Source organism: Qipengyuania sphaerica (genome assembly GCF_019711595.1).
GTDB classification, from domain to species: domain Bacteria; phylum Pseudomonadota; class Alphaproteobacteria; order Sphingomonadales; family Sphingomonadaceae; genus Qipengyuania; species Qipengyuania sphaerica.
Genome location: NZ_JAIGNR010000001.1, coordinates 448425 through 459856, shown reverse-complemented (window position 1 = coordinate 459856; position 11432 = coordinate 448425). Strand labels below are relative to the sequence as shown.

The following is an 11432-nucleotide window of genomic DNA, read 5'->3' as shown; positions in this document are numbered from 1 at the left end:
AATCCTTCCAGCCCCGCAAGCTTTCACCCGGCCATCAGGCCATGGCGATTTCTTCCTTGATCTTCAGCTTCTGCTTCTTGAGCTGCTGGATCATCGCGATGTCGGGAGCGGGCCTCGTCTGTTCGGCATGAAGCTTGGCTTCCAGTCCTGCATGCTTGGCCTTGAGTGCTTCGACATGGGATGATTGCATAGGTTCGCTCCTTCTAGAGTTGGTGACCCCGGAAGCGACTCGCGCCAGGCGGCACGCGCCGCTTCGATCTTCATCAAACCACAAGTTTGCGAATTTACAAACACTCCATCGCGGGCCATGCGATAGGCCGAGATTCGGGAACGACGACCTTGAACGAGCAGGAACTTCGCAAGCGTTTGGAATCGCTGAAAAGCGAGCACCGCGACCTCGACGTCGCAATCGCCGCGCTGAGCGATGCGGGAGAGGGCGGCTATGTCGACCAGCTGCAGATCGCACGCCTCAAGAAGCGCAAGCTGCAATTGAAGGATCGAATCGCGGCGATCGAGGACAATCTCATTCCCGACATCATTGCCTGAGCGCGATTGCCCGCGTTTCATCGCGGGACAGGTGCACAGAATCGCATGGGACTTGCGGACCCCTGCGCCTATCCATCCATTGAGTATGGATATGGATCGCTCGATTCACGAACAGGTCGTCGAAGACCTTTATACCGAGGCGCTGGAACTCGCTGACGAGGCGCGCGCGGTGTTCGACCTGCGCGACGAAGCCGGTCGGGACAAAGCGCCAGACCAGCTGCGCATCGCCATGTCCATCGAAGGGCTGCGTACGACAACGCGCGTGATGCATATCCTCGCCTGGCTCCTCAACCAGCGCGCCTATCACGCGGGCGAACTGACCAGGCTCCAGCTCCTGCGCCACGGCACGCTGGGAGAAGAACGTCTCTCCGATCCCGATAACATGGCCATCCTCGAGCTTCCTACACGGGCGCTGATCCGCGATACCGAACGGCTGCATGCGCGGGTCAAGCGGCTCGACGAGGAGCTCCGCCACATCGAGCATCGCTCTTCCGACCCGGTGCGCAGCATGCAGGGCCGGATCGCGCAGGCCTTTGCCGGTCGCTAAGCCACCGACAGCGCGCGGGCATAGCGTGCCAGTCGGTCTTTCCTGACCTCTTCCGACATCGATGGACTGAAAGTGCGGGTTGCGCCGCGCATTGCGCTAGCCGCATCCTCCAGCGAGGGGTAGATGCCCACGCCGACACTCGCGCAAATCGCAGCGCCCAGAGCGGTCGTCTCGACAAAATCGGGCCTTTCGACCTTGAGGTCCAGGATGTCCGCAAGGTCCTGCGCCATCCAGTCGTTGGCGCTCATGCCCCCGTCGATTTTCAGGCTCGCCCAGGGCGCCCCATCAGCCGCAAAGGCCGAGGCTAGGTCATGCGTCTGGTGCGCCATGGCTTCGAGAGCTGCACGGGCGATCTGCGCCTTGCCGCTGGCGAAACTGAGGCCCGAGATGACCCCGCGTGCGTCGGGCTTCCAGTGCGGAGCGCCCAGCCCTGCGAGCGCAGGCACGATCACCACTTCGCCGCTGTCTTCGATCGAACGGGCGAGATCCTCGGTCTCTGCCGCGCTTCCGATCAGCCCGAGCTGGTCGCGCAGATACTGCACGAGGCTGCCCGCGACGAAACACGCGCCCTCGATGGCATAGGTTCGCTTGCCGCCCGACTGATGCAACACCGTGCCAAGAAGCCGGTTGTCGGAATGCGGGATGTCGTGTCCCTTGTTGGTGAGGACGAAGGCACCTGTCCCGTAGGTCGCCTTGGTCTCGCCGAAATACAGGCAACCTTGGCCGATCGTGGCCGATTGCTGGTCACCGACGAGCCCGCAGATCGGAATGGCGGTTCCGAGCCAATCCGCCGTGCAGCTCGCCAACTCGCCATGGGTGTCCACGACCTGCGGCAGGGCGCTTTTCGGAACACCGAGAAGCGCGCATAATTCCTCGTCGAACTGCTCGCCGTCGAGAGCAAGAAGCAGGGTGCGGCTGGCATTGCTGGCATCGGAGACATGGGTGCCGCCCGACAGCTTGTAGACCAGCCAGCTCTCGACCGTACCGAAGGCCAAAGTCCCGGCGTCGGCAGCAGCGCGCACCGCCTCGTCATTGTCGAGCATCCAGCGCATTTTCGTGCCCGAGAAATAGGGGTCGAGCAGCAGTCCGGTGCGCTTCTGGACTTCGGCCTCGTGCCCCGCTTCCTTCAGCTGAGCGCAGAAATCCGCCGTTCGCCGATCCTGCCAGACAATTGCGCGGGACAGCGGTTCGCCGGTCGTGCGATCCCAAGCCACCACTGTCTCTCGCTGGTTGGTGATGCCGATGGCAGCGATCTCGCCAGCGCCCTCGCCCACCGCTTCGCGCATGCAGCGAAGCGTCTTGTCCCATATTTCCGCCGCATCGTGCTCGACCCAGCCGGGCTTTGAATAATGCTGAGTGAGCTCCGCCTGCGCGACGCTAGCCATGCGTCCGTCGCGGCTGAAGACCATTGCTCTTGTCGAAGTCGTCCCCGCGTCGAGGACCAGAATTTTCTCTCCCATGCGCCCCTCCCTATCGACAAGCTGCAGTAATCGCTACAGGCTTGGCGCATGGCAGGCCCTCCTCCCAAACCATGGCCCACGGGCGAAGCGATGCAGCTTGAGCCGCTGGTGCGCCGCGTGCTCGCGCCCAACCCGTCGCCATACACATTTACGGGGACGCAATCCTACATCGTCGGCCTGGGTGACGGCTGCGCGGTCATCGATCCCGGCCCGGACGAAAAGGCCCACCTGCTCGCACTCGATGCCGCAATCGGCGAAGAACATGTCTGCGCGATCATGTGCACGCACACCCACCGCGACCATTCGCCAGCCGCCAAAACGTTGGCTCAGCGCACGGGAGCTCCTATCGTCGGCTGCGCGCCGCTGGTGCTCGACGACAGCGGGCCGCGCGCCGATGCGAGCTTCGACCGGACCTACGAACCCGACCGCGTGCTGGAAGACGGCGAGGCGATGACGGGGCCGGGCTGGACCCTGCGCGCTGTTGCGACGCCCGGGCATGTATCCAACCATTTGTGCTTCGCGCTGGAAGAAAGCGGTGCGGTCTTCACTGGCGACCATGTCATGGGCTGGTCGACCAGCGTGGTCGTGCCGCCCGATGGCGACATGGCCGATTACATGGCCAGCCTCGAGAAACTTTACGGGCGCGATCAGGACAAGATTTATTACCCTGCCCACGGGGAAGCCATTGATAAACCTCGCCAACTCGTGCGAGGAATGATCGGCCACCGCCGCCAGCGCGAGAACCAGATCCTGCGCCACCTGCGCGAAGGTCCGCACGAAGCTGCCGATTTCGTGCCCAAGATGTACAAGGGATTGGACGAGCGCTTGCACGGTGCAGCGCGAATGTCGGTGACTGCCCACCTCATCGATCTGGAACGCCGCGGACTGGTGCTGCGTTCAGGCGATGTATGGCAGATGACGTAAAACCCGACGCACAATTGATTCAACCCGAGGTTTCGAGCGAGAAGCCCCTCGCCCGCGTGCAGGCCATGCCTTGGCTCATCGTGATCGTGCTGCTCGCGGCGGTTGCCTGGCTGGTCTGGCGCGCTTTTATCTACAAGGAAGAGGGCGATCCTGTTGGAAGCGCGATGCTGGCGTTCGAAAAGCAGAATTCGCTCACCGTTTTCTCATCGCGCTTCGAGGTGGTTGCCGAAAGCGTCGACAAGCGCGGGGTGTTCAACATCGACCTGCTCGAAAGCCGGCAGGCGGCGATCATTCCGGCGACGGTCGAATACCGGCTGGACCTGAGCCAGATGGATCGCGACCGGTTCGCATGGGACGAGGAGACCGAAACGCTCGATGTCATCCTGCCCGTGCTCAAGATTTCGCGCCCCAATCTCGACGAGGCGGAATCGAAGACCTTTACCGAAGGCACCTATGTCAGCCGCGATGCGTCCTCCGACCTCGCCCGAAACAATTCGCGCCAGGCCGAACGCAAGGCGGCGGAGTTCGCGAAGAATCCCGAGGTGCTGAGGATGGCGCGCAGTGCCGCGAAGGAGGCGGTGCGCCAGAACCTCGCCATTCCGCTACAGGTGGCGGGCTATGGCGATGTCACGGTCAACGTCCGCTTCGATGGTGAGGCGGCGCCCGAAGCCTAGGCCAGCGCCGCGTCGTATTTTCCGGCGACGAAATCCTCTGCCAGCGCGAACTTCCTGATCTTGTTCGATCCGGTCATCGGCCACTCGGTGACCCATACCCAATGGGCGGGCGTTTTCTGCGGCGACATCCGCTCGCGCGCGAACTCGCGCAGATCCTGCTCGGTCGGCTTCGCAGTGCCCTCGCTGGCGCGCATGAAGCAGGCGACCACTTCGCCCCATTTCTCGTCCGGTATACCGGCCACTGCCACCTCGGCGATAGCAGGGTGTTCGAGCATGGCGTTCTCGATTTCTGCGGGGAAGAGGTTCTCGCCGCCGCGGATGATCATCTCCTTCACCCGGCCGGTGATCTTGAGATAGCCGCGTGCATCCATCGAGCCGAGATCGCCCGTGTGCAGCCAGCCGTCGGCATCGATAGTCTCCGCCGTAGCTTCGGGATTGTCGTTGTATCCCGCCATCAGATTGTAGCCCCGAACGCAAATTTCTCCCTGCGCATGGAGCGGACAGACAGCATGAGTGTGCGGATCGCGGATCGAGACCTCCATATGCGGCAAGGGCTGGCCGATCGTGCCGAGAATGTCATCCTCCGCATCGTCTGGCCATGCCGCGGTGATCCCGGGATAGGTCTCGGTCTGGCCGTAGATGATGAGAACCTGCGCACCGAAAACGGCTTGCGCGGCGCGGTTGAGTTCGGGCGCCACCATGGCCCCGCCGCTGAACAGCGATTCGACGCAGGTGACATCTGCGCCGGTCGCCCGTGCTGCCTCGATCAGGGCAAAAATCATCGTCGGCACGCCGCCGAACATGCGGATTTGCTCTCGCTCGATCACCTGTACAAGCATGGCCGGATCGAACAGGCTCACAAGCAATATGGTCGCCCCGTGGGATAGTCCGCCAAGGATCGCCAGCGCGCTGCCCGAAGTGTGGAACAGCGGCACGGCGCAGGGCAACTGGTCCCCCGGCCTGGCGCCATATCGCGCCAAAGCGTCCTTGTTGCACTGGAGCAGCCCGTGCTGGTGCAGGAGCACGCCCTTCGGAAATCCCGTGGTGCCGGAAGTGTACTGGATCATCACGACGTCCCACGGTTCGGTTTCGCGCAATTCGCCTCCGTCCTCGCCAGCGAATAGCGCCGCGTGATCCTCCATGTCGAAAAGACCTTGCACCACATCGAGGCCCGTTACTGCTTCCTCGACAATGGGGAGCAGCGAATTGCCGCGCACATGCGGCTGGTAATAGACCGCCTCCGCGCCCGATTGTTCGACCACATACCGCACCTCGCGCGCGATCAGCGCAGGATTGACCGTGACGATCACAAGGCCCGCCAGCGCAGCGCCGTACTGGATCAGTACCCATTCGGGGATATTGCCGCCCATGATCGCGATGCGCGCGCCACGCTTGTGCCGGCTGGCGAGCGCGCGGCCCATGCGTTCGGCATCGGCAAGCAGCTGGGAATAGGTCCATTCGCGCCCGATCGCGCCATCGGGCAGCAATTCGCGAAGCGCCAGCGTATCGGGCCGCACCGCCGCCTGTTCGCGAAGGACTTCCCCGATCGTCCGCTCGGCATAGGGCGTATCGTCCTGCGCCGGAAAATAGCTCTCGGTTAGCGTGACCTGGTACATGGCTCTCTCCCTGAAAGGAGAAATATCACAGCGTGCCTTCTCCTCCGAGTCCAAGGCAGATGCGCGCGATTTTCCCACAAGCGCGCGATTGACCGAGACCCGTCGGCGCGCTTAACTCCGCGCCATAACAAAAGAGATCCGGTCGCTCGTTCCTGAGGGGGAGATTACGAGAATGGCTACTGCCGCTGCTGCGCCAGAGGATACCGCGATCCGCGGAAACACGCGCTTCTTCACCATCATGGCCTTCGTGATGAGCTTCATCATCGTGGCCGGTTTTGTGGTCAATCTGGCCTTCGCACGCTCCACTTTCGACGTGCCATGGCCCTATCACGTCCACGGCGTGATCTTCATGTCGTGGCTCGGCATCTATTGCGGGCAGCATCTGACCGCCTCGCAGCAGAACTGGGCGCTCCACGCAAAGTTCGGCAAGATCGCCTATCTATGGGTCCCGCTTATGGTCATATTCGGGACGGTCATCATGGTGGTGGTCGCTCGCCGCACGGGCGGGCCCTTCTTCTTCCACGTCAGCGAATTCCTGTGGAGCAACACCATGCTGGTGTGGCTGTTCGGCGGGCTCACCTTCTGGGCGCTCTCGAGGCGCCGTTACACCGGCTGGCACCGCCGGCTGATGCTCTGCGGGATGGCGATCCTGACCGGGCCCGGCCTCGGTCGCCTGCTCCCGCTGCCGCTGATGATCCCCAATGCATGGCTGATCACCACTATTTGCACGATGATCTTTCCGGTGATCGGCATGATCGCCGACAAGCGCAAGCATGGCCGCGTGCATCCGGCATATTGGTGGGGTCTCGGCCTCTACATTGCCGTCTTCGCGATTTCCGTCCTGCTGGCGCACAGCTCGTTCGGAATGGGCATCACCGAGCAGGTGATTACCGGAACGCCGGGGGCCGAGCGACCGATGGAAGCGTTCCTGCCGCCGGGCTTTGCGATGTAATCCTTTAGCGAGGCGAGGAACCCCCTCGCCTCGCCACCCGTTCCGTCTATAAGCGCCGCAAAGCCATTAGACGGGACGATACATGACCGCCGAAACCACCAATCCGACAGGCGAAGACCTGCTCGCCGCCATCGACCGCCTCCGCAAGGAGAAGAACGCGGTAATCCTCGCGCATTACTACCAGACCGCGCAGATCCAGGACCTCGCCGATTTCGTGGGCGACAGCCTCGAACTCAGCCGCAAGGCGGCCGAAACCGATGCCGATGTGATCGCCTTCTGCGGCGTGAAGTTCATGGCGGATACGGCGAAGATCCTCAGCCCCGAAAAGATCGTCGTCCTGCCCGACATGGATGCAGGCTGCAGCCTCGAAGACAGCTGCCCGCCGGAGAAATTCAAGGCTTTCCGCGAGAAGCATCCCGACCATATCGCGCTGACCTACATCAACTGCTCGACCGAGGTGAAGGCATTGAGCGATATCATCGTCACCTCCTCCAGCGCCGAGACGATCATCAGCCAGATCCCGGAAGACCAGAAGATCATCTTCGGCCCCGACCGTCATCTGGGAAGCTACATGAGCCGCAAGTTCGGCCGCGAAATGCTGCTGTGGCCGGGCGTATGCATCGTGCACGAGGCCTTTAGCGAAACCGAGCTGCTGAAGCTGAAGGCGAAGCACCCCGGCGCACCGGTGGCTGCACACCCCGAATGCCCGCCGACCATCGTCGAACACGCCGATTACGTAGGCTCGACCAGCGGCATTTTGCAATTCGCCAGCACCTTCGAAGGCGATACGCTGATCGTCGCGACCGAACCGCACATCATCCACCAGATGGAAAAGGCGCTGCCCGAAAAGACCTTCATCGGCGCACCGGGTGCGGACGGCAACTGCAGCTGCAACATCTGCCCCTACATGGCGCTCAACACGCTGGAGAAGCTCTACAAGTGCCTCGACACGCTCGAGCCGCGCATCGAGATCGAGGAAGGGCTCAGGCTCAAGGCCAAGCAGAGCCTCGACCGGATGCTGGAAATGGCCAGCGGCACGATCGGAAAGGGCGACCTGGGCAAGGTCTAGGCAACCCTTCCGCCGCACGCGCGTTACCCCCCTGTCCGCAACGACAGGGGAAATGCGCGCTTTGGCTGCAACGGGGCCACTAAAGGGAATACGCGACTGGGTGATCCACCGGCTGGTGGCCAATTACTGGTCGCTGCCCGCGGTGGCCGTGCTGGCCGCGCCGCTTGTGGGCGCAGCTGTGCTGTGGGCCGACCATGCCTTTGCCTCCCGCCTGTTGCTCGATTGGGGCGTCACACCTGCCACGACGGGCGATGCGGCACAGGACGTCACCATAGCCATCGTCGGCATCAATGCCGCCTTCCTGACGCTCTACTGGTCGGTGACGCTGATCGTGCTGACGCTCGCCACGGGCAATCTCGGCGTGCGGCTGGTCGATCGCTGGCTCGACAAGGGGCTGGTGCGGCTGTCGATGGCGGGCCTGACCTTCTGCCTCGTTTTCTCGGTCATCGTTCTCATGCGTATCGATGCGGAGGCCAGTTTCGAACAGCTTCCCCACTTCACCATCGTTGCCATGCTTGCGCTCGAACTGGTCAATATCGGCATGCTGGGCGTGGCGATCCACGACCTGGGGCGCACCATGTTCGTCGACCGCTCGATCGCGCATCTCGGCACCGATGCGGGGAGCGTAGCGATCCCCGTCGTCACCGCCGATCCCTATGACGGCGAGTGGGGCTTTACCCTCCCCTCCAAACGCGAGGGGTATATCGAGGGCATCGATCTTGCGGCAATCGAGCAGGAACTGGCGATGGATGCGGGGGCGGTCCGCTTCTGCGCCGCGCCGGGCCAGCATGTCCTCGAAGGCGAGCCGCTGGTGCGGTTCCAGAACGCTCCGCCGCGCGAGGACACAATCTACAAGTCCATCCCCATCGGCGAGTTTCGCAGCTCGGTGCAGTCGACCGTATATCAGGTCCGCCTGCTGGTCGAGGTCGCCGCGCGTGCGCTGTCGCCCGGCATCAACGATTTCTATTCCGCCATGGCCTGCGCCGACCAGCTTGCCGCTGCGATATCGGGCAATGCCGATATTTGGGTGGACGAAGGCAAGGTCGCCGCCTGGAAGACCGCGCCGCGCTTCGAATTGCCGGGTCAGGATTTCCTCGGCCTGTTCGACGCGCCCCTGAAGGCCTTCCGGCAGGCGGCGGCCGACTATCCCTCGGTCAGTATTCGCATGATCGACAATTACGCACGCCTGTGCGCGCTCATGGCCACACAGGGCTGTCCGCCGGGCCTGCTGCGCTATCTCAGGAAATCTGCCGAGGAATTGCGCGACCACGCGCTCGCCAATGCCGAGCAGGACATCGACCGCCGCGATATCGCCGAAGCCTTTGCCCGTTTCGACCAGCCCTCCCCCACATTGAAGAGCGCCGCATGACCGCACGCCTGCGCAAATTCTGGCTCAGCGTGAATGCCAGCTACTGGTTCCTGCCCGCACTGTTCTCCATCGCGGCGCTGCTGCTGGCCAGTCTCACCATCTATCTCGACCGCAGCGGATGGGCCGATTTCCTGAACGATGTCACCTGGCTCCAGCCTGCACGGCCCGACGGGGCGAGCAACATGCTGACCGTCATCGCCGGCACGATGATCGGCGTCGCGTCGACCGTGTTCTCGATCACCATCGCCGCGGTCGCCTATGCCAGCGGCAACTACGGCCCGCGGCTGCTCACCAATTTCATGGAAGACCGCGGCAACCAGTTCAGCCTCGCCACTTTTATCGGCACCTTCGTCTATTCGATCACCGTGCTGCGGACGGTGCGCGGCGAGGACGAGCGCCCTTCGAATATCGAGGATGCGACTGCGAGCGTGCTTCCCGGCTTCGTGCCGCAGCTCTCGCTGCTGGTCGCCTTTGCGCTGATGCTGCTGAGCGTGGCGGTGCTGGTCTATTTCCTCAATCACATCCCCTCCTCGATCCGCGTGAACACGGTGCTAAAGGGCATAGGCGCGCGCTTGCTGGAGGAGATCAAGGAGCTCTTTCCGGATAAGAACAGGGGCGAGAAAACGCACGGCGCACCCAGCGGCACCCCCATAACCGCCTGTGACACCGGGTATGTCCAGGCCATCGCCTTCAAGCGACTGGAAGAGCTGGCACAACGCGAGAACGGCAAACTCAAGCTGGCCGTGAGAACCGGCGATTTCGTCCACCCGGAAGTCGCAATCGCCTATTGGGCCGATATGGACAGCATTGAGGATCCCCCCGACGACAAGGTGCGGGCGGCCTTCACCCTGGGCAGCATGCGCACGCCGAGCCAGGACATGCAGTTCCTGATCGACGAACTGGTCGAGATCGGCCTGCGCGCGCTATCTCCTGGCATCAACGATCCTTTCACGGCGGTGACTGCAGTTCACTGGCTCGGCGCGGCGACTGCGGAACTGGCGCGGCGCAATCTCACCCGCAGCTATGAGGACGATGGCGAGGAACCGCATCTCGTACTGCTGGAAGACGACTTCGAACATTTCGTCGCGCGCGGTTTCGGGGCGATGCGCAGCGGCGTGGCGACCAACCGGATTGCCGCGTTGGTGACTTTCGACGCGCTGGTCGATGCAGCCTCCACGCTTGACGACGAGGAGCGGCGGGCGGTCATCCGGAAGGAAGGCGACCAACTGGCGCGGCAGGCACGCGAGCATTTGACCGGCCCCGAACTGGAGGCAGTCGAGGCTCGCTACCAGCAGTTCAATGGTCGGATCGAGCGTTAGGCGCCCGCACGGGAGGGCTGCTGCGCGCCAATACCAGCGCCGCAGCCACGAGCGCCATGCCGAGGATATCCATCGGCACCAGCATTTCGCCGAAGACGAGCCAGCCGATCGTCGCCGCAAGCGCAGGCTGGGTCAGCAGCGCCATGCCGATGATCAGCGGCGGGAAATGCCTCAGCGCGAACACCAGCAGCCCCTGTCCGATCACCTGGCTCGACAGCGCGAGCAGCAACACCGGTGTCCACCCCGCTTCGCCCGGCCAGATCGGCTCGCCTGCCGCCAGCGCAATGCCGAGCAGCACGGGCGATGCCGCGAGGCAGACGAGCAGCAACACGCTCCACTGGCCGAGGCTGGCGCGCGCGCGTTGGGCAGGCAGCAGGTAGAATGCGTAGAACAGGCCCGCTGCCAGGCAGAACAGGTCGCCGACGAAATTGGTCGCGGAGATTTCGAGGCTGCGCCCGAGCAGGATTGCTGCGCCCACCAGCGCTGCCAGAACGCCCAGCCCCTCGCGCCAGCTCGGGGCGCGACGCAGGGCAACCAGGCCCCAGACCATCAGGATCAGGCTGCCCGCATTGCCGAACAGCGTCGCATTGCCCAGCCGCGTCCGCTCGATCCCTACGTGCCAGCTGGCGATATCGAGCGCAAAGAACACACCCGCCATCAGCACCAGCAGCGCCAGCTTGCGGTCGAGCGGTCCCGGCGAACGACCCCGCCAAGCGAGCAGCGCGATCAGCGGGATCGGCAGGAACAGCCGCCAGAAGCCCGCCGAAACCGGCCCCGTATCGGCCAGCCGCACCAGCCACGGCCCCAGCGCCAGCGCCGCATTCCCGCCGAGAAGCGCGGCAAAGTGCCATGCACCGGCTTGAAAGCCATTCTTGTCCGGCTGGGTGGTTGTCGCGGTCATCATCGCCCCCTAGCTCAAAGGCCACGTCGCGCCACCAAAAAGGACTTGCTCCCGC

At 63.5% G+C, this 11432-nt stretch carries 12 protein-coding genes; 8 read left to right on the top strand and 4 right to left on the bottom strand.

Features of this window, described 5'->3' with window-relative positions; all coding sequences use genetic code 11:
* Window positions 1-34: 34 nt before the first annotated feature.
* Window positions 35-190: a DUF465 domain-containing protein gene (locus K3178_RS02400; RefSeq protein ID WP_221569785.1), complete on the bottom strand. Its 156-nt coding sequence runs from the start codon at window positions 188-190 to the stop codon at window positions 35-37.
* A 149-nt stretch (window positions 191-339) separates the two neighbouring features.
* On the opposite strand from K3178_RS02400, the gene K3178_RS02395 reads away from it, so the two are divergent.
* Together K3178_RS02395 and K3178_RS02390 are read left to right on the top strand one after the other, a co-directional pair.
* Window positions 340-546 (top strand): YdcH family protein, encoded by a 207-nt coding sequence (locus K3178_RS02395; protein ID WP_221569784.1) that lies wholly within the window; start codon window positions 340-342, stop codon window positions 544-546.
* A 91-nt stretch (window positions 547-637) separates the two neighbouring features.
* Window positions 638-1093: a DUF1465 family protein gene (locus tag K3178_RS02390; RefSeq protein WP_247713483.1), complete on the top strand. Its 456-nt coding sequence runs from the start codon at window positions 638-640 to the stop codon at window positions 1091-1093.
* Here the strand turns inward: K3178_RS02390 and glpK are convergent.
* Complete coding sequence (glpK, locus tag K3178_RS02385) at window positions 1090-2553, bottom strand: glycerol kinase GlpK (protein ID WP_221569782.1); 1464 nt, start codon at window positions 2551-2553, stop codon at window positions 1090-1092. The genes K3178_RS02390 and glpK overlap by 4 nt on opposite strands.
* A gap of 48 nt (window positions 2554-2601) precedes the next feature.
* Here glpK and K3178_RS02380 point away from each other — a divergent pair, with 48 nt between their 5' ends.
* The gene (locus K3178_RS02380) at window positions 2602-3477 is read left to right on the top strand and encodes an MBL fold metallo-hydrolase (RefSeq protein ID WP_221569781.1); all 876 of its coding nucleotides are present in this window, start codon (window positions 2602-2604) and stop codon (window positions 3475-3477) included.
* On the top strand, window positions 3462-4151 hold the full coding sequence (locus tag K3178_RS02375) for a DUF4230 domain-containing protein (protein ID WP_221569780.1): 690 nt from the start codon (window positions 3462-3464) through the stop codon (window positions 4149-4151). The genes K3178_RS02380 and K3178_RS02375 overlap by 16 nt, the downstream gene beginning before the upstream one ends.
* Here K3178_RS02375 and K3178_RS02370 read toward each other — a convergent pair.
* Window positions 4148-5767: a class I adenylate-forming enzyme family protein gene (locus K3178_RS02370; protein ID WP_221569779.1), complete on the bottom strand. Its 1620-nt coding sequence runs from the start codon at window positions 5765-5767 to the stop codon at window positions 4148-4150. The two genes, K3178_RS02375 and K3178_RS02370, sit on opposite strands and share 4 nt — an antisense overlap.
* Before the next feature lie 172 nt (window positions 5768-5939).
* On the opposite strand from K3178_RS02370, the gene K3178_RS02365 reads away from it, so the two are divergent.
* From K3178_RS02365 to K3178_RS02350, 4 genes are all read left to right on the top strand, one after another.
* Window positions 5940-6719: a hypothetical protein gene (locus K3178_RS02365; RefSeq protein WP_221569778.1), complete on the top strand. Its 780-nt coding sequence runs from the start codon at window positions 5940-5942 to the stop codon at window positions 6717-6719.
* An 82-nt stretch (window positions 6720-6801) separates the two neighbouring features.
* A complete protein-coding gene (gene nadA / locus K3178_RS02360; protein ID WP_221569777.1) occupies window positions 6802-7788 on the top strand; it encodes a quinolinate synthase NadA in 987 nt (328 codons plus the stop codon).
* A 52-nt stretch (window positions 7789-7840) separates the two neighbouring features.
* Window positions 7841-9157 carry a DUF2254 family protein gene (locus K3178_RS02355; RefSeq protein WP_221569776.1) on the top strand — a complete coding sequence of 439 codons (1317 nt, stop codon included), beginning with the start codon at window positions 7841-7843 and terminating at the stop codon, window positions 9155-9157.
* Complete coding sequence (locus tag K3178_RS02350) at window positions 9154-10476, top strand: DUF2254 domain-containing protein (RefSeq protein WP_221569775.1); 1323 nt, start codon at window positions 9154-9156, stop codon at window positions 10474-10476. The genes K3178_RS02355 and K3178_RS02350 overlap by 4 nt, the downstream gene beginning before the upstream one ends.
* Here the strand turns inward: K3178_RS02350 and K3178_RS02345 are convergent.
* Complete coding sequence (locus tag K3178_RS02345; protein ID WP_221569774.1) at window positions 10454-11377, bottom strand: DMT family transporter; 924 nt, start codon at window positions 11375-11377, stop codon at window positions 10454-10456. The two genes, K3178_RS02350 and K3178_RS02345, sit on opposite strands and share 23 nt — an antisense overlap.
* Between the last annotated feature and the right edge of the window lie 55 nt (window positions 11378-11432).